Below are 22876 nucleotides of genomic sequence, written 5' to 3' on the forward strand. Positions count from 1 at the left end.
TGCGGGCCCGCTCGGGCCGCTATTGAGGGCGGACGTGCGCATGGTCTGTCTTGACCCATCGGTCCGGCCACGGAGTTCGTAAATGAGGATCCGGCGAACCTGTTCGTCTCCGCGCAGCGCCGCTGAGTGGATCATTGCGGATCCTCAGCGGCGCGGGTATGCCCGCGCCAGTGCCGGTACCCGCGGCGCGCCGCGAACGCACCGATGATGGCGGTCACACACCACACGCCTATCGCCGCGTAGGCCAGCGTCGAGGACCGGTCGCGGATCGAGGCACCGAGCGCGGTGTAGACGAAGGCGCGGGGCGCCGATCCGATAAATGAGCCGATCGCCATCTGCCACAACGGAACTCCGAATGCACCGAACGTGTAAGAGGCGAGGGCGTCGGAGATGCCCGGAACGAATCGCTGGCCGACAACCGCCCACAGTCCGCGCCGCTCGATCAGCGCGTCGATGCGGTCGGCCCGGCGGGCACCCAGCAACCCGCGGGCGCTGTCCCGGCCGGCCCGGCGCCCGATCCGGCTCGCGACGATCGCAGTGCCCACCGACGCGCCCAGCGTCACGAAGATGCCGACCACCGGACCGAACAGCAGCCCGCTGCCGGCGGCCAGCACCGATCCCGGCACGAACAAAGCACCCAGCATTGCCGACACCGGCACGTACACCAGCGGTGCCAACGGGCCCGTTGTCGCGACCGCCCGCCGCACCGAGTCGATATCGATCACGCGCGCGATGGCTGTCAAGTAGAACATCGCGAATAGGAAACCGAGCAGCAACACCAGTTTGACGATGTGGCGGCGACGCGAGTTGGGGACTACTTCGTCACTGTGGACCATGGTGTCTGCGTAGCCGCTAAGTGGCCCGTAGCCGAAGCGCCAACCCACTGGCCCGCACTGCGCGCCGCTCGATGGCGGCACGAACCGTGGCCTCGCCGCCGACTACCCGCACCTTCTTCTTGGCGCGCGTGACCGCGGTGTAGAACAGCTCCCGGGTGAGCAGCCGCGAATCCTCCTGCGGCATCAGCACAGTCACCTCGTCGGCCTGGCTACCCTGGCTCTTGTGAATGGTCATGGCATGCAGAGTCTCGACGTCCGACAGCCTGCTGCTTGCGAAGTCGAGCAAACCGCCGGCGCCGGCGATGACGGCCCGTAGCTGGCCCTCGCTGTTCAGCACCGTCACCCCGATGTCGCCGTTGTACACGCCGAGCCCATAGTCATTGGCGGTGACGAGCACCGGCCGGCCGGGATACCACGACGACCAGATCGACTCGCCCGTCGCCTCGGCCAGCCACCGTTCGACCTGACGGTTCCAGTGCGCGATCCCGAACGGCCCGCGCCGGTGCGCGCACAACAACCGATGTTCGTCAAGCGTGGCCAGCGCGGCTCGTGCATCGCCGAGCACGGCAGCCTGGCGCAACCGAACCGCGTGTGGCACCAGCACATTTCGCAGCCGCTCAGGAGCGTCGTCGGTGGCCAGCCACTCGATGTGATCCCCGCCCGCCCGGAGCACGTCGATGGCGAGGTCGGCGTCACCCGACCGGATCGCCGACGCCAGCTCGCCGATCGATTCACCGAACCGGTGCGAGGTCTGCAACGCCGCCAGGGCGTGGTCGCGCGGGCCGAGCCCGTCGACCAGGTCGGCCAGTACCGCACCGGCTTCCACCGAAGCCAGCTGATCCGGGTCACCCACCAGCAGCAGCCGCGCCTGCGGGCGCACCGACTCCAGCAGGCGCGCCATCATCGTCAGCGACACCATCGAGGTCTCGTCGACGACGATCACATCGTGGGGCAACCGGTTGCCGCGGTGATGCCGGAAACGCGACGATGTATCCGGACGGCTACCCAACAGGCGGTGCAAGGTGGTTGCCCGCAGGCCCGAGACGCGTTGCCGGTCAGCAGCATCCAACTTGTCGATCTCCAGTTGCACCGCCTCGTTGAGCCGGGCGGCCGCCTTGCCCGTCGGTGCCGACAGAGCGATGCGCAGCCGCGGCCTGCCGTCCCGCTCCGCCTGTTCGGCGAACAGCGCCAGCAACCGGGCCACCGTGGTCGTCTTTCCCGTCCCCGGTCCTCCGGTGAGGACCGTGAGGCGCTGCCCGAGGGCAATGCGTGCGGCCGCCCGCTGTTCTTCGTAGCCGGACGGGAACAACCGCTCAATGCCGGGCGGATGTTGCGAACTGCGAGCGGCCAGCAGGGCAGTGAAGTCCTGGGCGACCTGCTGTTCCTCGCGCCAGTATCTGTCCAGATACAACAGACGGTCGTCGTAAACCCGTAGCGCCGTCGGACTTTGGGTCAGCGGGCTGGCCAGCACGGCCGCGATCATGTCGACTGCACTGGGCCAAGGCAGGTCGGGGACGCCCACCTGGGCTTCGACCGACGTCAGGTCGACACACACCGAGCCACCGCGCAGCGCCCGGACCGCCAACGCGATCGCCAGCGCGACGGACGGATTGGTTTCCCCCGACATCGTCGTGAGCCGTTGCGCCACATGGACATCCGCGGATTCGATGACGCCGGCGTAGTTGAAGGAGCGCAGCAGGCCGGTCGCGCTGACAGCCTGCCGACGGTCGGTGGGGTCGAGAATTTCCGACGGATTCGTCATGCCATCTCCCGGCGCGCGTCGAGCAGATCGGACAACGCCGTCACCAGCGCGACCGGCGGCGCCCAGCTGAACACCCCAGCCGGATGGCCGTCCATCACCGGCGTGGCGGGGCCACACATCCCGCGCACAAACAGATACAGCACGCCACCGAGATGCCGCTGCGGATCGTATCGCGGTTGCCGCCAGCGCAGAAACCGGTGCAGCACAACGCTGTACAGCAATGCCTGCAGCGGGTAATCGGAATGCAGCATTGCCGCGGCCATGCGCGTCGGCGTGTAGTCCGCGGCGGTCAGCGGTCGGTCTGGATCGCCCAACCAATTGGTTTTATAGTCGACGATCAGGTAGCGATGCCCCCCGCCGGCGGGGATGCGCAGCACGGCATCGATCGAACCACTCAGATATCCGCGCAGTGACTGCCCGCCCAGCGCTTCACCGCTGAGCCTGTCGGCATAGGAGGCCAGCGGATCGTCGGCAGGAAGATGCGACCGCAGCAGCAGTCCGACATCGGAGAGCCGGATATCAGTCGCGGTGCCGCGACCATCGCCACCGGCCAGCGGGAACTCGAAGTCCAACTCTCGCAACCGATCCGGCAGACCAATCTGCCGCAGCGTCAAACCGTCGGCCAGCGGACCCAGCGCAGTGTCATGCATCGGGACCAGGGCCGCAGCCAATTCACCGGTGGGCACCTCCACCGGCCACCACACCGAGTGCGTCTGGATCTGTGCCTCGAGCTCACCGGCGAGGTCGACCGCCAACGGATCGGTGGTTTCCAAGACCGCGTGCACCAGCGTGCCGAACCTGGCACCGGTGGGCAGCGCACCCATGGGTGAGGGCACCTCCGATGCGGGTGCCGCAGCAACGAGGGGGATGTCACCGGCTTCGTCATCGAGCTCGGTGGTCTCCGGTTCACTGCTCACACCCGTGGCTGCCGTCTTCTCGGTGACCCGGATGAGCCCCGAGTAAGAGGTACGCCGCCACGCGGTGTCGATCGGGCGATGAAAGTGCCGGATCCCAAGATCCGACGGCGGCGCCGGTTCGGACATCGTTGGGACCGAGGCGATCACGGATTCCTCCACGACCGGCCCGCCCGCGGTCTCCCATTCCTGCAGGCGGGCCCAGGCATCCTCGTCGCTGATCTTCGCGGGCGTGCAACGGTCCGGAACCACCGTTTCTCCGGGCCGCCGCCCGCGCAACAGCCGCGACAGACCACCGTTGGGTTCGTCGAACGCCGGCGACCACCAGGCCACCACCTGCGATTGGGCTCGGGTCATCGCGACGTAGGTCAACCGGCTGTCGTCGTTGGCAGCTTCCTTGCTGCCCAGCTGTTCGACGACGGGAAAATCCGGGCTGTCCCTGCCACCGACATGCAGACAGCGCACACCCTGGTCGTGGAACAACACCAGGTCGCGTTCTCGGATATTGCGATTGAACGCGAACGGCAGATACACCACCGGGTACTGCAGACCCTTGCTCACCCACACCGTCATGATCTGGACGGCGGCGGCATCGCTGTCGATCCGGCGTTTGCGTTCGCTGGCACCACCCCGCTCGTCACGCTGGTCGCGCAGCCAGTCCCGCAGTGCGGGCAGCGAATAGCGCTCGCGGTGGGCAATCTCCTGCAACAGTTGGGTCACGTGCGCCAGGTCGGTCATGTGCCGCTCACCACCATGCCACGACAGCACGCGGTCGCTCATGCCGTTGCGCTGCGCGGCCTCGAAGATCGCGGCGACGCCGCGCTCCCGGGCGTGGTCCGTCCACTCCCGCAGGGTGTCGGCCACCCGGTCGGTCAGCGCATCACCACCGGCAGCGAGATCGGCTGCCGTGTGACCGAAGAACATCGTCGCAGCGGCAGCGCGGACCACGGCGGGCCGGTGCGGCTGATCGAACGCCTCCAACAGGGACAACCAGTCGTCGGCGGCCGCCGAGCTGAACACGTCCGAGTCACCGGTGTACACCGCCTGGATGCCTGCCTCGGTCAGTGCGCGGTGACAGGCGCGGGCGTCCTTGTGCGTCTCGACAATCACCGCGACGTCGCGGGCCGCGATCGGCCGACCGTCATAGGTCGCCCCGCTCGCCAACAGCGCGCCGATGTCAGCGGCCAAATCGCGGCCGATGTGTTCCCGCAGGACGTCGATCGGCAGGTTCTGAACACCGCTGCGGCCCAGCGTGTTCCGTTGTACGACCCGAAGCCGGAACGGATCGTTCCTGGGGGCCCCGGCCAGACGGTGGCCCTGGTGATACGCCTGCACCTCGTGGACCACGATGGCGGGGTCACCGAGTTCGGCACCACCCAACACGGCCTGCAGGCGATCGACGAGCGCCCGGTCGCTGCGCCAGTTGGTGGCCAGCGTCCGTCTGTCGCCCGCCGTCCGTGCCGCACGAAGATAGGTGACGATGTCACCGCCACGGAAGGCGTAGATCGCCTGTTTCGGGTCGCCGATCAGGATCAGCGTGGACCGCCCGCTGAATGCACGTTCGAGTACCTGCCACTGCACCGGATCGGTGTCCTGGAACTCGTCAACCATGACGATGGGCCAGCGTTGGTGCATGCGGGCGCGGGCCGGCGACTCCTCGGCGTCCAGCGCCTCGGCCAACCGGCTGAGCAGGTCGTCGTAGCCGAGTATGCCGCGCCGCCGTTTGCGCTTCTCCAATTCGGCCAGCACATCTTTCGCGAAATCCACCCGCGATGCGGCCGGAGTGCCCGGCTGCGGGTCGAGCGGGCGAAGCTGCGTGCACGGGTTGTTGACCACGTTGCGCGCAATGCGCAGTGCGTCGGAATAGGTCAGTGCGGGAGCATTGCGCACCCGGCCGAAATGCGCCAGGTAGAGATCGTCGACTATCTCGGTGACCAGTTCGTCGAGGTCTTCGACCAGCGTGACACCCGCATCGGTATCGCCGGCTACCCCGAGCGATTTCAGTACCAGCTGGCAGAACTGATGGATGGTGGCGATGGTCGCTGCATCGAAGCCGGCCAGCGCGTCGCGCAGCCGTTGCTGGCGCTCGCGGCGCTCCTCCTCGCTGCCCTGCACCAGGTGTTGCACCAGTTCGTTGTCGCCGGCCGCCGGATCGTCGAAGGCGCGCAGCGCATCAACGATCTGGCAGCGAACGCGCTCGCGAAGTTCCAGGCTGGCCGCCCGGCCGAACGTGACAAGCAACATCTCATCGAGGGTGGCCCGGCCCTCGGCCAGATAGCGGGTGACCAAGCCGGCCAGCGCGAACGTCTTGCCGGTGCCGGCGCTGGCTTCCAGCACGGTGGTGGATCGCTCAGCGGGCAGCGGGCCCAAGAGATCGAATGCCTGCATCACCCCGGCGGCCTTTCCGCGCGCAGCATGGGCAGCCACACGCGAGCGGCGAAGGCGCCCAGGCGGTTGTCCTCGGCACCGCATTCCTCACCGGGCCGCAGCGGTTGCATCAGCCGGGTCAGCGGCGCGTTCCTGCCCCAGGCTTGCACCTGAGCCGGCTCATCCACCTCGTACTTCCACCGGTACCGGGCCGCTGTCACCGGGTCTTCGCGACTGAGACGGGCCGCCGCCCACGCGTAGGAAGTCTTGACCGGCAACGGAATAGGCTCCCGGCGCCCGGCATCGTAGATCGCGACCAGCTCCCGTAGCACCTCGACGGGCGCCACCTCCTGCGGGCGCCCCAAGCCCTCCTCCCGCGGGGTCGTCCCGCGCTTCGGCCGGCCGATGCACACCGCCGACCAGTCCCGGTCCGGTGCGTGAGCGAGCAGGGCCAACAACAGGATCCACGACTCGATCAGGTGCTTGCCACCGATTTTGGAATACCTCACCGGCACCAGCCGATCGCCGAACACCTGCGGCACCGTGCCGGTCAGGCGCCGGGAGCCGAGGTCGACGTCGATGTCGTAGGCCCTCGCGTCGCCGCGACGATAGCCGCGTGCTGCATCGGCCAGCAATGCCGCCTGGCCGCGGATCTCGGTCACCTTGCGCCAGCCGAGCTGCCCGGGCGGCAGGGTGCCGCGACGCCACTCCGCATTGCGCGCCTCGTCCGGTTCCATGCCGCCCAGGATGTCGTTCAGCATCCGGTCGCCGACCGTCCATGCCTCGAGATCGTCGATATCGACCGGCATCGCGTCCTGGACGCCGTCGACGTCCCACGGCAGCGTGTACACGAGCGCGCGGAAAAATCCTTTGACCGGATCTTTGAAGAAGTCGACCAGATCGGCCAGGACGACGTCAGCGGGTGGGGGTTGGGGCAGCGGTCCGTCGATGAACTTCGGTTGCGGGCCCCGTATTCCGGCGGCCGACCGGGCCGCCCGCAGCACGGTCGGATCGAAGCTGAACGGCACCCCGGCCACCAGTCGGCCCGGTTGCACATTGCGGACATCGAAGGGCTGCAGAGGATGTTCGACCACTATCCGAGAGCGGACCTGCGCGCTGGTCGTCATATCCAGGGTGTCGAGCAGTTCTGCCAGCGGCACCGCGGGCGGTCGGCGTTGACCCGAGTGTTCGTTGGCGCCGGTGTAGGTGATGACCAGATGGCTGGTCGCCGCGCCGATGGCATCGAGCAGCAGTTGACGGTCCTCGGAACGGATGTCGCGTTCGCCGGTCAACGGGCGGCGAGCCAGGACGTCGTCGCCGTCTACGACACCGAGTCGGGGGAACACGCCGTCATCCAGACCGACCAGGCAGATCACCCGGTGGGGGACCGAACGCATCGGCACCATGGTGCACACGGTCAGGGTGCCGGTCCGGAAGTTGGCGCGGGTGGGACGCCCGGCCAGGTGACGCTGCAGCAGTGCGCGGATGTCGGTGAGTTGCAGCGAGGTCTCCGACCGGTCGCCCGCGGTGCGAAGCACGTCGGCGAATTCGCTCTGCATCTGGTTGGTCTGCCAGGCGTCAGCATCCTCGGTGCGGGTCAGCAACGCTATGCCGCCGGACAGGGCGGCCAACCACTCCCGCAGTGGCCGGGTGCCGGTCAGCGAGTCGACCACGCGCTGCAACCGATCGATGAACTCGGCGAACTTGCCGACCAGTTCGGTGCGGTTGCTGCCGACATCGTCCAGCGGCAGCGTCGAATCGATCCAGGCGCGCGAAGCCTCGGACATCGCGACACCAGCCAGGATCCGGTCGACGCCGAACCGCCAAGTGTTGTGCACGAAGTCGACGCCGAACGGTCGGCGATGCTCCTGATCGAAACCCCACCGGATGTTGGACTGCCGCACCCAGCCGGTGATGTCCTCCAGATCGTCGTCGCCGAACCCGAACCGGGCGCGCACCGGAGCGGCCTGGGCGAGATTGAGGACCTCGCTGGCGGTGGCCCGGCCCCCGGCCAACGACAGCAATTCCGATGCGACGCCGAGCAGCGGATTCGTCTGCAGCAGAGAGCGGTCGGCGAGACGCACCCGCAGGCGGTGCGCGGGATGCAGATTGTCGACCACGTCACCGAGGCCGAAATCGGCCACGATCAACGGCGCGTAGGTCTCGATGTCAGGACACATCACCAGGATGTCGCGCGGCTCCAGCGTCGGGTCCTCAGCGAGCAGCCCGAGCAGCACCTCGCGCAACACGTCGATCTGGCGGGCCGGGCCGTGGCAGCTGTGCACCTGAACCGAGCGGTCGTCGTCGGCCAGCGTGCGACCTGCCGGCCGGACAGCATTGGCGGCCAGATCGGCCTGTAGCCAACCGAGCAGCGTGGCCGGCCGGTCGGGACCGCTCAGCGCCTCGTCGGTGGCGGGGTGGTCAGGCAGCCCGCGTTGCAGCTCGCGCTGATCCCGACCCAAGGTCGCCAGCAACGGGTGGCCGACCGTGCGGTGGCTGGTGTCCGCGCGCCGCGGTATCGCACCGTGCCGGCCGGCGAGGGACCGCCACAGCTCATCGCTGGGGTGTGGCAGCCACAGGTGCAGCTCGTGATGGGTGGCGACCGCCTCCAACAGTTCGATGTCGGTGCACGCCAGCCGGGTGTGCCCGAACAGAGACAACCGGGCTGGTAGACCGGCGGGACCGCCGTGCAGGCGAGCAAGCGTTGTGGCGTGCCGGACGTGCGGCGGATCGGCGGGAATGATCGCCACCAGGGCCCGCCACAGTTCGGGCTGCCAGGACAGATCATTCTCGAGGTCACCCACATCGCCGTCCAGCCAGTCGACGAGCAGACCGGGACGTTGCCGGGCGTAGGACGCGAAAAGCCCGGCCAGCCGGCGGGCGACCGCGTACCGGCGCCCCCGGCGCAACTCGGCCTCGTCGCCAACGTCGAAGTGACCCAGATGCTTTGCCAGAGTGCGACACCACGGCTGGTCCAGCGAGCAGTCGATCACCTGCAGGAGCGGCCAGGTCATGGCCTCCGGCGACCACGGGTCGTCGTCGGTGGTGCCGGTGAGTTCAGCGATCAGTGAAGCCGGGCTGCGGAAAGCGACCCCGGCGCACACGCCGTCGCCGCGATCCGGCCCCGCGCCCAACCGGTGGGACAGACGCTGACTCAACCAGCGTTCGACGCCGCGGGCCGGTACCAACACCAGGTCCTGGGCGAACGGGTCCGGCGGCGGCACAGTCAGCAGGGTGCCGAGACCGTCAGCAAGCAGATCGGTCCGTTCAGCCCGGTGAAGATGAAGCGCCATCGCGGGCCACCATAGACCGCCGCTGCGACACTGCCTGGTCGCGACCCGCTGCGCGCGGCTTCGCCGCGCTTGCGATCGCTGGGGGCGGCTCGCGTGGCAGCATGAGGTCATGGAGACCTGGGACGCCATCTGCGCGCGGCGAAATGTTCGTCAGTACACGAACGAGTCGTTGTCCGACACCGACCTGGACCGCATCGCCGAGGCCGGGTGGCGGGCGCCGTCGGCTAAGAACCGGCAGCCGTGGGACTTCGTCATCGTCACCGAACGCGCTGTGCTGCAAGAACTTTCGACCGTGTGGATGGGTGCCGGTCACATCGCATCGGCCGCGGCCGCCATCGTGCTCGTGGTGCCGGTTCCGCCGGACGAGCGCAGAAAAGTCATCGACCAGTACGACGTGGGCCAGGCGACCATGGCGATGATGCTCGCGGCTACCGACCTGGGTATCGGCACCGGGCATTCATCGGTGGGGGACCAGGACAAAGCGCGGGCGATCCTGGGCGTTCCGGACGATCACCTCGTGGCGTTCATGCTCGGCATCGGATACCCCGCCGACCGGCCGCTGCGGCCCATCCGCAAACCGGACCGACGGCCGTTCGACGAGGTTGTCCATCGTGGCCGCTGGTGAGGCGACGGACCCGCAGCCGCGGACTCGGTCGCGCAGCACGACCGTCTGGAACGTCATCGGTTATCTGCTCTACGCCGCGATGGTGGCCGCCGGCCTGGTAGCCGTCTGGATCTCACTGTTCTTCGCTATGGCCACCGACGGCTGCCACGATTCTGCCTGCGACGCCAGCTACCACGTGTACCCGGCGATGCTGACCATGTGGATCGGAGTTCCCGTCGCACTACTGCTCACGCTGGTGGTCATGCTGGTGCAGTCGATCCGGGGCAAGATCGTGGTGGTCTGGCCGCTGCTCGGATTGCTGGCGCTGGGCGGCGTTTACCTGATGTCGCTGAAAATTTTGCACTGACCGGTCCCACGACCGGACATCGATACGGGCATGCTGGGGCCATGGACCGAAACGAGATCACCGAGCAGATCGTGATTGCCCGCCTGGCCAAAGGGGTGAGCTGGCAGCAGCTGGCCGACGCCATCGACAGACCGCTGCTGTGGACCACGTCGGCGCTGCTCGGTCAGCACCCCGTCCCGGCCGAACTGGGCAAAATCCTGGTCGAGTTGCTGGGACTGGACGCGTCGGCCATACCGGTGCTGGCGGCACCCCCGATGCGCGGCGGACTGCCCACCGCCGTGCCGACCGATCCCACCATCTACCGCTTCTACGAAGCGCTTCAGGTCTACGGCGGCGCGCTGAAAGAGATCATTCACGAGCAGTTCGGCGACGGCATCATGAGCGCGATCAACTTCAGTGTCGACCTGCAGAAGAAGCCGCACCCGTCAGGTGACCGGGTGGTGGTGACGTTCGATGGGAAATTCCTTCCCTACCAATGGACTTCGGCCCACGACTGACATGGCCAACGAGAAGGTGGCCGAGCAGCGGCCCAAGGCGGCGCGTCGCAAGCCCGTCGACCTGGTGTTGTCCGGTGGCGGCGTCAAAGGCGTCGGACTGGTCGGGGCCGTGGTCGCCCTGATGGACGCCGGATACGCGGTCAAACGGGTCTCCGGCGTCTCCGCCGGTTCGCTGGTCGGATCGATCCTGGCCGCTTCGTCCGTCGGCGACACACTGACCACCGACCAGCTCAAGGAGATCGCACTCACTCTGCCGTATCAGAAATTCCGCGACAGCGGGCCGGTCGGGCATCTGCCGGTGGTCGGTCAGGCCTGGGGATTGCTACGCGAAAGTGGTTTGTATCGCGGCGATTTCGCGCATCAGTGGATCCGCAGCGAGCTGAAGAACCTGGGTGTGACGACGTTCGGCGACCTCGCCTTGACCGACCGGCAGATCAGTGCCGAGCGCCGCTACCGACTGGTCGTGACCGTCACCGACATCACCACCGGGCAGTTGGTGCGGCTGCCCTGGGACTACGAACGGCTGTACGGACTGGATCCCGACGAGCAACTGGTCGCCGACGCGGTGCGTGCGTCGATGTCGATTCCGTTCTACTTCCGCCCGGTCACGCTGACGAGCGCTGCCGGAGTCACCTCGACCCTGGTGGACGGCGGTGTGCTGTCGAACTTTCCGATCGACTCTTTCGACCGGCTCGACTGCAAGGCCCCGCGCTGGCCCACCTTCGGCGTCACGGTGGTGCCCAATCTGCCCGAAGGCAACGACCAGATGATTCCGGGCGTGAGCGCGTTGCGTCTACTGGGACCACCGTCGGTGTTGCTCGAGCAGTTGATCACCACCATGTTCGTCGGTCATGACCAGACCTATCTGAACCAGCCCTGGGTCAGCGCCCGCGCGATCCGCGTCGACTCGACCGCGGTCAACTTCCTGGACTTAGGCATCTCACGCCAGGACGCTGAAGCGTTGTACGACAAGGGATATCAGGCGTCCGAGACGTTCCTGTCCACGTGGAACTGGGTGGAATACCTCGAAAAATTCCGGCAGTACCAGTAACGGGCGACCTACAGGCCGAATTCCTTCTCGATCCCGTCGATGCCGGCCCGGATCGCCTTGAGCGCGTCGGCCCGCGCGCGCAACTTGGTCGCGGCGTGCGCCGACTGGTGCAAGTGGGCGAACTCGTGCGCGGCTTCCTCGGCACGCGCGACCACCATGTCCGGCAACGCGATCTCGTCGATGAACCCGGCGGCCAGGGCCGTCTCCCCGAAGAACGTCTTGGCCAGGCCGGTGGCCTGCTGGTAAGCCGACCGGGTCAACCGAAGCTGCAGGACCTCCAGGGCCGCCCAGGGGATCACCATGCCGATAGCGACCTCATTGGCCTGAATGTTGTACGCGTGCGCGGCGATGCGGTGGTCACCGGAGCACAGCAGAAATGCGCCCATCGCGATCGCCGGACCGGTGCACGCCATCACCACCGGCTTGGGATAGGACAACAGCCGATACGACAATTCGAAGCCGCCGCGCAGCATGTCGATCGCTGGCTGCGCCTCGCCGGAGGTCAGCACCTTCAGGTCGAAACCGCCGCTGAACACCCGCTCGTTGCCGGTGATCACCAGGGCTTTGACGTTGTCGCTGTCGGCCTGGTCGATCGCGTCGTTGAGCGCCTGCTGCATGGTGGGACCCAGCGCGTTGACCTTGCCGTCGTCCATCCGGATGACCCCGATGCTCTCATCATGGGTGTAGACGACCGGACCGCTCATGGGTGACTCCTTCGCTGGGGCAACGGAGTCGATTGTTACACGCGTTGACTGCGGTGCTTGCCCAGCTCGTTCTCTGCGTCACCCCAGCGCAGGCTGACGTCTGTCGGCTCATCGAGCTGCCGGGTCCGCCACCTGTCCTGGGTCTCCTGCACGGCGCGGTTGATCCGATCGATCTCCCCGCGGAACACCTCGGGCCGCGTTTCCTTGCTCGCGTAGTGGAAGTACGTCAGCAAGGTGCGCAGCAGCTCGAGCTTCTGCTTCTCCCGCTTCGCCAAGTCGTGTGTGGTCATCAATTCGATGCGCTGCACCGGCGGCAGGGCGTCCCAGTCCAGCACCACCCTGGTCTGCAGCGCGCGACGCGGGCGCTGCCAGAACTTCCAGCCACGTGGCTGCTCCGGCCGGTCGTAGTAGACCACCGTTCCTTCGAAGCGGGATTCGACACCATGGCCGATCTCGGCGCGGTCGAGCGCTGAATCCCACACCATCCGCCACTCCTGGCCGGGAGCCAGGGTAGGCAGTTCGCGCGGCAGTTGGAGCTCCACCACGTCGGCGTAGCCGTCGGAGGCATTCTCGTATTCCGCGACGGTGGGCGGGTTGGGGAAGTTGAACCGGATGTCGTACGCGGCGGTGCGCCCGAAGTTGCGCACCACCAACTCGATGACATGCCAGTCCGCGACATGCGGCTCCATCAGCATGGCGACATAGGGCCGGGTCTTTTCGGCGGCCAGCGCGCGATTGCGCTGCAGTTGCCGGTGGGTGAAGATCAGCGCGACGACGCCGAGCGCCAGGGCCGCCCAGGCAGCCCACGCCAACCAGGTACTGGACTCCACGTTCTCGAACCCGTGCCAGCTTCCTTGGACCCAACCCATGGAACCCGCCCTTCGCTCACCGGATGTAGCTGTGATGATCGTAGAGGGGCTTGCTGTGTATTGCTGCCAGACGTATCGACCGAGCGCAGAAGATTGTCCGTGTTCGCCGCCCGGCGCTCAGCCGCCCATCAACATGCGCCATTGATCCAGGTTGGCGGGCCGGTACACGTAGTTGGTGCGCTTGACCGTCGACAGCGATGCGCTGGGGTCGGCCGCGTACCAGTGCCCGGGAAACACCGTCGGGTCACCGGGCAGGCCGGCGAGTTGCTGCAGGCTGCGATACATCTCGTCGGAATCGCCGCCGGGGAAGTCGGTGCGACCGCACCCGTCCAGGAACAACGTGTCGCCGGCGACCAGCCGTCCGTCGAGCAGGAAGCACTGGCTGCCCGGGGTGTGTCCGGGCGTGTGCAACAGTTCGATGTCGATGTCGCCGACGCTGATCTTGTCGCGGTGCTCGTGCGTGGTCAGATCGCTCATCGGGATTCCGGTGATCCGCGAGACCCACACCGCCTCGTGGGTGTTGACGTGCACCGGCACGCTCACCCGCTCCAGTAACTCCGCCAGCCCTTTGAGTTCGAACCCCATCATGGAGCCGCCGACGTGGTCCGGGTGGTGATGCGTCACCAGGACACCGGACAGCTGCAGGCCGTCCGCTTCCAGCGCGTCGACCAGGTCGCCGGCGGCATACGCCGGGTCCACCACCACGCAGTCGCCCGTCTGGCGGTCGCCGATCAGGTAGGCGAAATTTCGCATCTGAGCCGCGATGGGGTCGCCGGCGGCAAAGTCGCGACCGGAGAGTAACTGGCGAAAATAAAGACGGTCCGAATCTGGCACGTCACCAGAGTATGGGGAGCGGGCAAGCGCGCTGAGTGCGGTGGCGGTCGCACCCGGCCGGGGGTCGCGGCCGGCGCTGTCGCAGCCCGGCGGTTTGGAGACGCTGTGGGCCAGGTTGTACCCTCTTTTAGGCCCTTGAGAGCGCACCGCACGACTGGTCGCTACGGGTGAACGGCCCCCTTAGCTCAGTCGGTAGAGCGTTTCCATGGTAAGGAAAAGGTCAACGGTTCGATTCCGTTAGGGGGCTCGGCGGACGCCGAGCAAGGCGGACGGCACGTACCAGAGGCGATGTAGCTCAGTCGGTTAGAGCGAACGACTCATAATCGTTAGGTCGCCGGTTCGAGTCCGGCCATCGCTACAAGACAACATTGGCACTTCGAGAGAGACCTGAGAGAACAAAGTCATGGCTTCCAGTACCGACGTCCGGCCCAAGATCACTTTGGCGTGCGAAGTGTGCAAGCACCGTAACTACATCACCAAGAAGAACCGCCGTAACGATCCGGACCGGTTGGAGCTGAAGAAGTTCTGCCCGAATTGCGGCAAGCATCAGGGGCACCGCGAGACGCGTTGACGCGTGCGGGGAATTTTCACACTGATCCGGAAGATTTAGGTAGGTTCAAGAGCCGTGCCCTTGAGCGCAGACATCGTCGGGATGCACTATCGCTACCCCGACCATTACGTGGTCGAGCGGGAGAAGATTCGCGAATACGCCAGCGCCGTCCAAAACGACGACCCGGTGTTTTTCGGTGAAGACGCGGCGGCCGAGTTGGGTTACTCCGGCCTGGCGGCTCCGCTGACGTTCATCTGTGTGTTTGGATACAAGGCGCAATCGGCATTCTTTGACCACGCCAACATCGCGATTTCGGACGAGAAGATCGTCCAGATCGACCAGATCCTGAAATTCCAGAAGCCGATTGTGGCGGGCGACACGCTGTACTGCGACGTGTACGTAGATTCGGTGCGTGAGTCGCACGGCACTCAGATCATCGTGACCAAGAACATCATCACCAACGACGCCGGCGAGACAGTGCAAGAGACCTACACAACCCTGGCCGGCCGCGCCGGTCAGGACGGAGAAGAGGGATTTTCTGATGGCTCTGCGTGAGTTCAGTTCGGTGCAGGTGGGTGACCAGCTCCCAGAGCGGATCTACCCGCTGACCCGCCAGGATCTGGTCAACTATGCCGGTGTCTCGGGTGACCTCAACCCGATTCACTGGGACGACGAGATCGCCAAGATGGTCGGGTTGGACACCGCGATCGCGCACGGCATGCTGACGATGGGCATCGGCGGCGGTTACGTCACGTCGTGGGTGGGAGATCCCGGCGCGGTTACCGAGTACAACGTGCGGTTCACCGCCATCGTCCCGGTTCCCAACGACGGCAAGGGCGCTGAGCTGGTGTTCAGCGGCCGGGTGAAGTCCGTCGACCCCGAGAGCAAGTCGGTGACCATCGCGCTGACGGCCACCACCGGTGGCAAGAAGATCTTCGGCCGGGCCATCGCCTCGGCGAAGCTGGCGTAGCGGATGGCCCTCAAGACCGACATTCGTGGGATGACGTTCCAGTACCCCGACTACTTCGAGGTGGGCCGCGAGCAGGTTCGGCAGTTCGCACGGTCGACGAAGTGCGACACCCGGGCCAATTTCGACGAGGACGCGGCCGCCGAGCTCGGCTACGACGCGATTCTGGCCCCGCTGACCTTCGTATCGATCCTGGCGAAACTGATCCAGGACGATTTCTTCCGCAACGTCGACGTGGGTTTTGAGACGATGCAGATCGTGCAGGTCGACCAGAGATTCGTCTACCACAAGCAGATCAAGGTCGGCGACAAGCTGTACGGCAGCCTGCGCGTCGAATCCGTCAACGAACGTTTCGGTGCCGACATCGTCGTCACGAAGAACTTCTGCCACAACCAGGACGGCGACCTGGTGCTGGAGGCGTTTACGACCCTGATGGGGCACGAGGGGGACAACTCCATCCAGCTCAAGTGGGACAAGGAAACCGGGCAGGTCGTCCGGACCGCGTAATTAGTATCTGGGACCTGCGTCGATGTACACTCGGACCTCGGGTTTTCCCATCACAAGCGCGCTGTCCGTCGGTTCGCAGTACCGCACGGGGAGCGCGCGAGTTGTGTAAGCCCGTAAAGGGGCGTAGCTCAACTGGCAGAGCAGCGGTCTCCAAAACCGCAGGTTGCAGGTTCAAGTCCTGTCGCCCCTGCTGAGGCCGGCCCGGCTGGAGCGAGGAGCCGGACCGCAGGTGTGCCGTGCCATGGTGGACACTGGAACAGTGACCCGTCGAACAGGTACGGCGCGCGGAATAGTTGACGAACGAAGGAGCACGCGGTGAGCGACGAAGGCGACGTTGCCGACGACGCCGCAGGCGACGGTGGTGCCGTGGTGACCAAGGCCGCGGCGCGGCCACAGCGGCCCACGGGCAAGCGGTCCCGGGTGCGCCCGGTGGAGGCCGACGACGACGACTCGACCAAAGTGGAGCTGTCCAAAGAGCCGGCCAAGAAAGACGTGGCCAAGAAAGACTCGTCGAAGACAGCCAAGGGCAAGTCGGCTCAGCAGACCAAGGCCAAGAAGCCGAAGACCGCCACATCGGTCAACCCGTTCGTGTTCGTCTACAACTACATCAAGCAGGTTGTGGCCGAGATGCGAAAGGTCATCTGGCCCAATCGCAAGCAGATGATCACCTACACCTCGGTGGTGTTGATCTTCCTGGCCTTCATGGTTGCGCTGGTAGGCGGTACCGACCTGGGTCTGAGCAAGCTCGTGCTGCTGGTGTTCGGCTGAGAAGTAATAGAGAGGACTCAATACCGTGACTACCTTCGACGGTGACACGTCCGCGGGTGAAGCGGTCGACGTGCAAGAGGCCCCGGAAGTTGTAGAGACTCCTGCGGAAGACGTCGATCCGGCTGCCGCGCTCAAGAAAGAGCTGCGCGCCAAGCCCGGCGACTGGTACGTGATCCACTCGTACGCGGGCTACGAGAACAAGGTGAAAGCCAATCTCGAGACCCGGGTGCAGAACCTCGATGTCGGCGACTACATCTTCCAGGTGGAAGTGCCCACCGAAGAGGTCACCGAGATCAAGAATGGCCAGCGCAAGCAGGTCAACCGCAAAGTGTTGCCCGGCTACATCCTGGTGCGCATGGATCTGACCGACGACTCGTGGGCAGCGGTGCGCAACACCCCGGGCGTGACCGGGTTCGTCGGCGCGACGTCGCGTCCGTCGGCGCTCGCGCTGGACGACGTGGTGAAGTTCCTGTTGCCGCCGGGGTCGGCCAAAAAGGCCGCCAAGGGCGCGGCGAGCACCGCCGCGGCGACAGAGACCGGTGGGCTGGAACGTCCCGTTGTCGAGGTCGACTACGAAGTCGGCGAATCGGTGACAGTGATGGACGGCCCGTTCGCCACGCTGCCGGCCACCATCAACGAGGTCAACGCCGAACAGCAGAAGCTCAAGGTGCTGGTCTCCATCTTCGGCCGGGAAACGCCGGTGGAACTGACCTTCAGCCAGGTCTCCAAGATCTAGCCCGCTGGGCAGACAATTCAGGAAGGAACGAAGACAACTCATGGCCCCGAAGAAGAAGAAAGTCGTCGGGCTGATCAAGCTGCAGATCACGGCGGGTCAGGCGAATCCCGCACCCCCGGTCGGCCCCGCGCTCGGTCAGCACGGCGTCAACATCATGGAGTTCTGCAAGGCGTACAACGCCGCGACCGAGAATCAACGCGGCAACGTGATCCCGGTGGAGATCACGGTCTACGAAGACCGCAGTTTCACCTTCGCGTTGAAGACGCCGCCCGCCGCCAAGCTGCTGCTCAAGGCCGCCGGCGTGCAGAAAGGCTCGGCCGAACCGCACAAGACCAAGGTCGCCAAGGTCACCTGGGACCAGGTGCGCGAGATCGCCGAGACCAAGAAGACCGACCTCAACGCCAACGACGTCGACGCCGCGGCCAAGATCATCGCCGGCACCGCCCGGTCGATGGGTATCACGGTCGAGTAGGTACACATCAGGACGCGTGGGAGGGCCAGCTTCGGCCCGATCAACCACGAACCCAACACAGATTGGATTGACAATGAGCAAGACCAGCAAGGCATACCGCGCGGCCGCTGAAAAGGTGGACCGCAACACTCTGTACACCCCGCTGCAGGCGGCCAAGCTCGCCAAGGAGACGTCCTCGACCAAGCAGGACGCGACCGTCGAGGTGGCGATCCGGCTCGGCGTCGACCCGCGGAAGGCCGACCAGATGGTCCGCGGCACGGTCAACCTGCCGCACGGCACCGGCAAGACGGCGCGCGTCGCGGTGTTCGCGGTCGGGGAGAAGGCCGACGCGGCGGTGGCGGCGGGAGCGGACATCGTCGGCAGCGACGACCTGATCGAGAAGATCCAGGGCGGCTTCCTGGACTTCGACGCGGCGATCGCGACGCCCGACCAGATGGCGAAGGTCGGCCGCATCGCCCGGGTCCTCGGACCCCGTGGGCTGATGCCGAACCCCAAGACCGGCACTGTGACCCCCGATGTCGCCAAGGCCGTCGCCGACATCAAGGGCGGCAAGATCAACTTCCGGGTGGACAAGCAGGCCAACCTGCACTTCGTCATCGGCAAGGCGTCGTTCGACGAGAAGAAGCTGGCGGAGAACTACGGGGCCGCGCTGGACGAGGTGCTGCGGCACAAGCCGTCGTCGTCCAAGGGGCGCTACCTGAAGAAGGTCACGTTGTCGACGACGACCGGACCCGGTATCCCGGTGGACCCGTCGATCACGCGCAACTTCGCCGCGGAGGCGTAGCTCCTCCTCGCGACTGTGCATCCTGCGACGCCGCACCGGCGTGTCTCGTCGCGAGATGCACAGTCGGCGCGGGGCCGACGGCCCTCTAGGCGACCGCGCCCGGCTTCAGGTAGGTCACCAGGCTGACGTCGAGCATCTCGTCGTCGAAGTAGTGCTCACAGCCCCGCAGATACTTCATGTACCGCTCGTAGACCTCCACCGAGGTCACCTCGATGGCCTTCTCGCGGTTGGACTCCAACGTGTCGCCCCAGATGTGCAGCGTCTTGATGTAGTGCGGCCGCAGCGAAACAGGCTCGGGGACAATGAAACCGGCCTTTTCGCCGTGCTCGACCATCATCCCGGTGGACGGCAGCCGGCCGCCTGGGAAGATCTCGGTGACGATGAACTTGATGAAGCGCACCGTGTCGAAGGTGATCCGCTTCCCGCGGGCAGCCATGTCGTACGGGTGGTAGCTGACGCTGCTCTGGACGACCAGCCGGCCATCCTCGGGCATGATGTCGAAGCAACGCTTGAAGAAATCGTCGTAGTTCTCGTGACCGAAGTGCTCGAAGGCTTCGATGGACACGATCCGGTCGACGGGCTCGTTGAAGTCCTCCCAACCCTGCAGGAGCACCCGCCGGGAACGGTCGGTATCGAGTGCCTCCAGCACCTGCTGGGAACGGGCGTGCTGATTCTTGGACAACGTCAGCCCGACGACGTTGACGTCGTACTTCTCGACGGCACGCTTCATCGTGGTGCCCCAGCCGCAGCCGATGTCCAGCAGCGTCATGCCGGGCTTCAGGTCCAGCTGGTCGAGGTTCAGATCGATCTTGGCGATCTGGGCTTCCTCGAGCGAGATGTCCGGCGGCTCGAAGTAGGCGCAACTGTAGGTGCGGGTCGGGTCCTGGAACAGGCCGAAGAAGTCGTCGGAGACGTCGTAGTGCGCCTGGATGTCCTGGAAGTTGCGTTCGCGCGTCTTCGTCGGGCTAAGCGGGTTCTCGGCCATTCTGGTCTTTCTTCTCCTGGATCATCGGTAGCCGCACATGCGGGGCCTCGGGCTGAAATGCCAACCGTGCGAGCCCGTCGTGGTACGAAGTCTACTTCGCCAGGGTGAAGTGGTTGCAGTCGATATAGCCAATGCGAAATGCCTTGGCGCAGCCGGTCAGATATCTCATGTACCGGTCGTAGACCTCTTCGGACTGGATCTCGATGGCCTCGTCCCGGCGGGCCTGCAGGGCCTCACCCCAGAAGTCCAGGGTCCGGGCGAAGTCCAGCTGCAGCGACTGGATCTGAGCGACGTTGAAGCCGACCTTGGTCGCGTGCTCCTCGACCTTCTCGATCGTCGGCAGCCGGCCGCCCGGGAAGATGTCGGTGGTGATGAACTTCATGAACTTCGCCCACTCCATCGTCAACGGCATGCCACGCGCGATGATGTCCCGGGGATGCAGTCCGGTGATCACGTGGAGCAGCATGACGCCGTCGGTGGGCAGGGCCTGGTAGACGAACTTGAAGAAGTCGTCGTAGCGGTGAAAACCAAAGTGTTCCACCGCCTCGATTGTGACGATCCGGTCCACTGACTCGTCGAAGTCGGCCCAGTCGCTGAGCAGGACCCGGTGTGTGCGATTGGTGTCGACCTGGTCGAGCAGCTGCTGGCAGTAGTTGTGCTGATTCTTGGAGAGCGTGAGACCGACGACGTTGACGTCGTATTTCTCCAGCGCTCGCTTGAGCACCGGACCCCAGCCGCAACCGACGTCCAGCAGCGTCATACCCGGCTCGAGGCCCAGCTTGTCCAGCGCCAGGTCGATCTTGGCGAGCTGGGCTTCCTGCAGGTCCATGTCCTCGCGCTCGAAGTACGCACAGCTGTAGGTGCGTGTCGGATCCACGAAGAGTGCGAAAAACTCGTCGGACAAGTCGTAATGCGCCTGAACGTCGTCAGAATTGGACCGCAGACTTCCGGCGCGGGTGTACGTATCCGCCATATGTCCTCCCGTAGGACATGCCCACCCCCCCACGAGGTGGCCATCCACCGGACCCTACACGGGCGGGGGCACATCCTATGTATCTGACGTCGCCGCGAGGGCCTTTTCATCGAAATCGGGGGCGGCCAGGCATCGCTCTGGCCGCCCGCGTCACTACTTTTCCAGCGTGAACTGGTTGACGTCGATATAGCCGACCCGGAACGAGTCGGCGCAACCGGTCAGGTATTTCATGTACCGGTCGTAGACCTCTTCGGACTGGATCTCGATCGCTTCGTCCCGGCGCGACTGCAGCGCCGCGGCCCACAGGTCCAGGGTCTTTGCGTAGTGCTGTTGCAGCGACTGGCGGCGGGTCAGCGTGAAACCCGCGCGCGAGGAGTGGTCTTCGACCTTCTCGATCGACGGCAACCGTCCGCCCGGGAAGATCTCGGTCATGATGAATTTGCTGAACCGGGCCATCTCGAACGTCAGCGGCATGCCACGCTCAATCATCTGCGGTCCGGTCAGTGCGGTGATCGAGTGCAGCAGCAGCACGCCGTCGTCGGGGAGCAGTTTGTGGGCCAGCGCGAAGAAGTCGTCGTAGCGGTCGTGGCCGAAATGCTCGAATGCACCGATCGACACAATGCGGTCGACGGGTTCGTCGAACTGTTCCCAGCCCGCCAGCAGCACCCGCTGCTCGCGGGTGGTGTCCATCGCGTCGAAGGACTGCTGCACGTGCGCCGCCTGGTTCTTGGACAGCGTCAGGCCCACGACATTGACGTCGTAGTTTTCGATCGCACGGCGCATGGTGGCGCCCCAGCCGCAACCGACGTCCAGCAGGGTCATTCCGGGCCGCAGGCCCAGCTTGCCCAGTGCCAGGTCGATCTTGGCGATCTGAGCCTGTTCCAGCGTCATGTCGTCGCGCTCGAAGTAGGCGCAGCTGTAGGTCTGGGTTGGATCGAGGAACAGCCGGAAAAAATCGTCGGACAAGTCGTAATGCGCCTGCACGTCATCGAAGTGCGGCTTCAGCTGTTGAGCCATGTTTTGGTGTGCCTTTCCGGACCACATCGGGTCCCCGGTTGCATGCGAAATTGAATGTGCAACCCCCGAACATGCGAAATGCATGCTATCCGATGCAGCGCTGCATCGCTAAATTGTGACGCGTCCGACCAGCGCGAACGGCGGCGCTATTTGACCAGGGTGTATTGAGCTACATTCGACAGGCCTTTGCGGAACAGGCCCGCGCAGCCGGTGAGATAACGCATGAAGCGGTCGTAGACCTCTTGCGACTGGATAGCGATCGCCTGCTCGCGATTGGCTTCCAAATTCGCGGCCCACATATCAAGCGTTCGCGCGTAATGCGGCTGCAGGTATTGAATCTCGTCGACCGCGAATCCACTGTTCTTGGCATTGTCGATGATGTCGACTTCGCCGCACATTCCGCCGCCGGGGAAGATTTCCGTCGCCAGGAAGCGGAAGAACCGCAGATCGCTCATGGTCACGGTGATGCCGTGATCACGCCAGTACGTCTGCTCGTGGGTGAAGATGCTGTGCAGCAGCATGCGGCCGTCGTCGGGCATGATCTCGTAAGAGCGATCGAAAAACGCCGGCCAGCGCTCCTTCTTGAACGCGTCGAAGGCTTCGAAGCTGACGATTCGATCGACTTTCTCGTGGAACTCTTCCCACCCCTGCAGGCGTGCCTCGGCGCGTCGCTCAGTCGGGATCGCGGCCAGCCTTTTCTGGCTCAGCGCGGCGTGGTGCCGGCTCAAGGTGATGCCGATGACGTTGACGTCGTACTTCTCGACCGCACGGACCACCGCACCGCCCCAACCGCAACCGACGTCCAGCAGCGTCATCCCGGGTTCGAGGTTGAGCTTGTCCAATGCCAAGTCCAACTTGGCGAGTTGCGCCTCCTCGAGCGTCATGTCGTCACGCTCGAAGTACGCGCACGTGTAGACCATGTTGGGGTCGAGGAAAAGCCGGAAGAAGTCGTCGGAGATGTCGTAGGTCGCTTGGGACTCTTCGTAATACGGCTTTAGTTCGGCCATGTCAGACAACCT

22 protein-coding genes, 3 tRNA genes and 1 pseudogene are annotated in these 22876 nt (G+C 65.4%); 15 read left to right on the top strand and 11 right to left on the bottom strand.

Going from position 1 to position 22876, the window contains the following annotated elements; genetic code table 11:
* Positions 1 to 131: 131 nt before the first annotated feature.
* Genes AC5Y6Y_RS05850 through recC form a run of 4 tightly spaced genes read right to left on the bottom strand, consistent with a single transcriptional unit; the run spans position 132 to position 9172 of the window.
* Positions 132 to 836, bottom strand: coding sequence for a TVP38/TMEM64 family protein (locus tag AC5Y6Y_RS05850; protein ID WP_473139360.1), 705 nt, complete (start codon positions 834 to 836; stop codon positions 132 to 134).
* 16 nt (positions 837 to 852) lie between these two features.
* Positions 853 to 2598 carry an exodeoxyribonuclease V subunit alpha gene (gene recD / locus AC5Y6Y_RS05855; protein ID WP_473139359.1) on the bottom strand — a complete coding sequence of 582 codons (1746 nt, stop codon included), beginning with the start codon at positions 2596 to 2598 and terminating at the stop codon, positions 853 to 855.
* Positions 2595 to 5900, bottom strand: coding sequence for an exodeoxyribonuclease V subunit beta (gene recB / locus AC5Y6Y_RS05860; protein ID WP_473139501.1), 3306 nt, complete (start codon positions 5898 to 5900; stop codon positions 2595 to 2597). Before recB ends, recD begins: the two co-directional genes overlap by 4 nt.
* Positions 5900 to 9172, bottom strand: coding sequence for an exodeoxyribonuclease V subunit gamma (gene recC, locus AC5Y6Y_RS05865; protein WP_473139358.1), 3273 nt, complete (start codon positions 9170 to 9172; stop codon positions 5900 to 5902). Before recC ends, recB begins: the two co-directional genes overlap by 1 nt.
* 109 nt (positions 9173 to 9281) lie before the next feature.
* Here recC and AC5Y6Y_RS05870 point away from each other — a divergent pair, with 109 nt between their 5' ends.
* From AC5Y6Y_RS05870 to AC5Y6Y_RS05885, 4 genes are all read left to right on the top strand, one after another.
* On the top strand, positions 9282 to 9797 hold the full coding sequence (locus AC5Y6Y_RS05870) for a nitroreductase family protein (protein WP_473139357.1): 516 nt from the start codon (positions 9282 to 9284) through the stop codon (positions 9795 to 9797).
* A gap of 79 nt (positions 9798 to 9876) precedes the next feature.
* Positions 9877 to 10143, top strand: a complete 267-nt coding sequence (locus AC5Y6Y_RS05875) for a hypothetical protein (RefSeq protein ID WP_463825982.1) — start codon at positions 9877 to 9879, stop codon at positions 10141 to 10143.
* A 41-nt stretch (positions 10144 to 10184) separates the two neighbouring features.
* On the top strand, positions 10185 to 10640 hold the full coding sequence (gene cynS, locus AC5Y6Y_RS05880) for a cyanase (RefSeq protein ID WP_473139356.1): 456 nt from the start codon (positions 10185 to 10187) through the stop codon (positions 10638 to 10640).
* 1 nt (position 10641) lies between these two features.
* Entirely contained in the window at positions 10642 to 11691 is a 1050-nt protein-coding gene (locus AC5Y6Y_RS05885) for a patatin-like phospholipase family protein (RefSeq protein ID WP_473139355.1), read from the top strand.
* 8 nt (positions 11692 to 11699) lie between these two features.
* Here AC5Y6Y_RS05885 and AC5Y6Y_RS05890 read toward each other — a convergent pair whose 3' ends face one another.
* From AC5Y6Y_RS05890 to AC5Y6Y_RS05900, 3 genes and pseudogenes are all read right to left on the bottom strand, one after another.
* On the bottom strand, positions 11700 to 12395 hold the full coding sequence (locus AC5Y6Y_RS05890) for a crotonase/enoyl-CoA hydratase family protein (protein WP_473139500.1): 696 nt from the start codon (positions 12393 to 12395) through the stop codon (positions 11700 to 11702).
* Positions 12396 to 12431: 36 nt separating this feature from the next.
* Positions 12432 to 13264: pseudogene (locus tag AC5Y6Y_RS05895) on the bottom strand (DUF8453 domain-containing protein); the annotation flags it as partial.
* Positions 13265 to 13381: 117 nt separating this feature from the next.
* Positions 13382 to 14098: an MBL fold metallo-hydrolase gene (locus tag AC5Y6Y_RS05900; RefSeq protein WP_463825754.1), complete on the bottom strand. Its 717-nt coding sequence runs from the start codon at positions 14096 to 14098 to the stop codon at positions 13382 to 13384.
* A 174-nt stretch (positions 14099 to 14272) separates the two neighbouring features.
* On the opposite strand from AC5Y6Y_RS05900, the gene AC5Y6Y_RS05905 reads away from it, so the two are divergent.
* From AC5Y6Y_RS05905 to rplA, 11 genes are all read left to right on the top strand, one after another.
* Positions 14273 to 14345 (top strand) — tRNA-Thr (locus AC5Y6Y_RS05905).
* Between the two features lie 37 nt (positions 14346 to 14382).
* A tRNA-Met gene (locus tag AC5Y6Y_RS05910) sits at positions 14383 to 14456 on the top strand.
* Positions 14457 to 14501: 45 nt separating this feature from the next.
* Positions 14502 to 14669 carry a 50S ribosomal protein L33 gene (gene rpmG / locus AC5Y6Y_RS05915; protein ID WP_036352522.1) on the top strand — a complete coding sequence of 56 codons (168 nt, stop codon included), beginning with the start codon at positions 14502 to 14504 and terminating at the stop codon, positions 14667 to 14669.
* Positions 14670 to 14723: 54 nt separating this feature from the next.
* A complete protein-coding gene (gene hadA / locus AC5Y6Y_RS05920) occupies positions 14724 to 15203 on the top strand; it encodes a (3R)-hydroxyacyl-ACP dehydratase subunit HadA (protein WP_463825755.1) in 480 nt (159 codons plus the stop codon).
* Complete coding sequence (gene hadB, locus AC5Y6Y_RS05925; RefSeq protein ID WP_463825756.1) at positions 15190 to 15618, top strand: (3R)-hydroxyacyl-ACP dehydratase subunit HadB; 429 nt, start codon at positions 15190 to 15192, stop codon at positions 15616 to 15618. The genes hadA and hadB overlap by 14 nt, the downstream gene beginning before the upstream one ends.
* 3 nt (positions 15619 to 15621) lie before the next feature.
* Positions 15622 to 16122, top strand: coding sequence for a (3R)-hydroxyacyl-ACP dehydratase subunit HadC (gene hadC / locus AC5Y6Y_RS05930; protein ID WP_473139354.1), 501 nt, complete (start codon positions 15622 to 15624; stop codon positions 16120 to 16122).
* A 117-nt stretch (positions 16123 to 16239) separates the two neighbouring features.
* Positions 16240 to 16312, top strand: a tRNA-Trp gene (locus AC5Y6Y_RS05935).
* 125 nt (positions 16313 to 16437) lie between these two features.
* Positions 16438 to 16890, top strand: a complete 453-nt coding sequence (gene secE / locus AC5Y6Y_RS05940; RefSeq protein WP_463825758.1) for a preprotein translocase subunit SecE — start codon at positions 16438 to 16440, stop codon at positions 16888 to 16890.
* A 25-nt stretch (positions 16891 to 16915) separates the two neighbouring features.
* Positions 16916 to 17626: a transcription termination/antitermination protein NusG gene (nusG, locus tag AC5Y6Y_RS05945; RefSeq protein WP_463825759.1), complete on the top strand. Its 711-nt coding sequence runs from the start codon at positions 16916 to 16918 to the stop codon at positions 17624 to 17626.
* Positions 17627 to 17666: 40 nt separating this feature from the next.
* Positions 17667 to 18098 (top strand): 50S ribosomal protein L11, encoded by a 432-nt coding sequence (gene rplK, locus AC5Y6Y_RS05950; RefSeq protein WP_463825760.1) that lies wholly within the window; start codon positions 17667 to 17669, stop codon positions 18096 to 18098.
* 73 nt (positions 18099 to 18171) lie between these two features.
* Positions 18172 to 18882 carry a 50S ribosomal protein L1 gene (gene rplA, locus AC5Y6Y_RS05955; protein ID WP_473139353.1) on the top strand — a complete coding sequence of 237 codons (711 nt, stop codon included), beginning with the start codon at positions 18172 to 18174 and terminating at the stop codon, positions 18880 to 18882.
* A gap of 85 nt (positions 18883 to 18967) precedes the next feature.
* Here the strand turns inward: rplA and mmaA4 are convergent, their stop codons facing one another.
* The 4 genes from mmaA4 to AC5Y6Y_RS05975 form a co-directional block, all read right to left on the bottom strand.
* Positions 18968 to 19867 (bottom strand): hydroxymycolate synthase MmaA4, encoded by a 900-nt coding sequence (gene mmaA4 / locus AC5Y6Y_RS05960; RefSeq protein WP_463825762.1) that lies wholly within the window; start codon positions 19865 to 19867, stop codon positions 18968 to 18970.
* A 91-nt stretch (positions 19868 to 19958) separates the two neighbouring features.
* A complete protein-coding gene (locus tag AC5Y6Y_RS05965) occupies positions 19959 to 20840 on the bottom strand; it encodes a cyclopropane mycolic acid synthase family methyltransferase (RefSeq protein ID WP_463825763.1) in 882 nt (293 codons plus the stop codon).
* 153 nt (positions 20841 to 20993) lie between these two features.
* Positions 20994 to 21857: a cyclopropane mycolic acid synthase MmaA2 gene (gene mmaA2, locus AC5Y6Y_RS05970; protein ID WP_473139352.1), complete on the bottom strand. Its 864-nt coding sequence runs from the start codon at positions 21855 to 21857 to the stop codon at positions 20994 to 20996.
* Positions 21858 to 22003: 146 nt separating this feature from the next.
* On the bottom strand, positions 22004 to 22864 hold the full coding sequence (locus AC5Y6Y_RS05975) for a cyclopropane mycolic acid synthase family methyltransferase (RefSeq protein WP_463825765.1): 861 nt from the start codon (positions 22862 to 22864) through the stop codon (positions 22004 to 22006).
* Positions 22865 to 22876 lie beyond the last annotated feature (12 nt).

The sequence above is a fragment of the Mycobacterium sp. NGS24 genome, from assembly GCF_059813065.1.

Coding starts and splice junctions, on each gene's coding strand:
- rplA (WP_473139353.1), top strand. CDS start 18,172: ATGAGCAAGACCAGCAAGGCATACCGCGCGGCCGCTGAAAAGGTGGAC.
- hadC (WP_473139354.1), top strand. CDS start 15,622: ATGGCCCTCAAGACCGACATTCGTGGGATGACGTTCCAGTACCCCGAC.
- AC5Y6Y_RS05850 (WP_473139360.1), bottom strand. CDS start 836: ATGGTCCACAGTGACGAAGTAGTCCCCAACTCGCGTCGCCGCCACATC.
- rpmG (WP_036352522.1), top strand. CDS start 14,502: ATGGCTTCCAGTACCGACGTCCGGCCCAAGATCACTTTGGCGTGCGAA.
- hadB (WP_463825756.1), top strand. CDS start 15,190: ATGGCTCTGCGTGAGTTCAGTTCGGTGCAGGTGGGTGACCAGCTCCCA.
- cynS (WP_473139356.1), top strand. CDS start 10,185: ATGGACCGAAACGAGATCACCGAGCAGATCGTGATTGCCCGCCTGGCC.
- AC5Y6Y_RS05870 (WP_473139357.1), top strand. CDS start 9,282: ATGGAGACCTGGGACGCCATCTGCGCGCGGCGAAATGTTCGTCAGTAC.
- AC5Y6Y_RS05875 (WP_463825982.1), top strand. CDS start 9,877: ATGGTGGCCGCCGGCCTGGTAGCCGTCTGGATCTCACTGTTCTTCGCT.
- AC5Y6Y_RS05975 (WP_463825765.1), bottom strand. CDS start 22,864: ATGGCCGAACTAAAGCCGTATTACGAAGAGTCCCAAGCGACCTACGAC.
- rplK (WP_463825760.1), top strand. CDS start 17,667: ATGGCCCCGAAGAAGAAGAAAGTCGTCGGGCTGATCAAGCTGCAGATC.
- AC5Y6Y_RS05890 (WP_473139500.1), bottom strand. CDS start 12,395: ATGAGCGGTCCGGTCGTCTACACCCATGATGAGAGCATCGGGGTCATC.
- recC (WP_473139358.1), bottom strand. CDS start 9,172: ATGGCGCTTCATCTTCACCGGGCTGAACGGACCGATCTGCTTGCTGAC.
- recB (WP_473139501.1), bottom strand. CDS start 5,900: ATGCAGGCATTCGATCTCTTGGGCCCGCTGCCCGCTGAGCGATCCACC.
- mmaA2 (WP_473139352.1), bottom strand. CDS start 21,857: ATGGCTCAACAGCTGAAGCCGCACTTCGATGACGTGCAGGCGCATTAC.
- mmaA4 (WP_463825762.1), bottom strand. CDS start 19,867: ATGGCCGAGAACCCGCTTAGCCCGACGAAGACGCGCGAACGCAACTTC.
- AC5Y6Y_RS05965 (WP_463825763.1), bottom strand. CDS start 20,840: ATGGCGGATACGTACACCCGCGCCGGAAGTCTGCGGTCCAATTCTGAC.
- AC5Y6Y_RS05885 (WP_473139355.1), top strand. CDS start 10,642: ATGGCCAACGAGAAGGTGGCCGAGCAGCGGCCCAAGGCGGCGCGTCGC.
- recD (WP_473139359.1), bottom strand. CDS start 2,598: ATGACGAATCCGTCGGAAATTCTCGACCCCACCGACCGTCGGCAGGCT.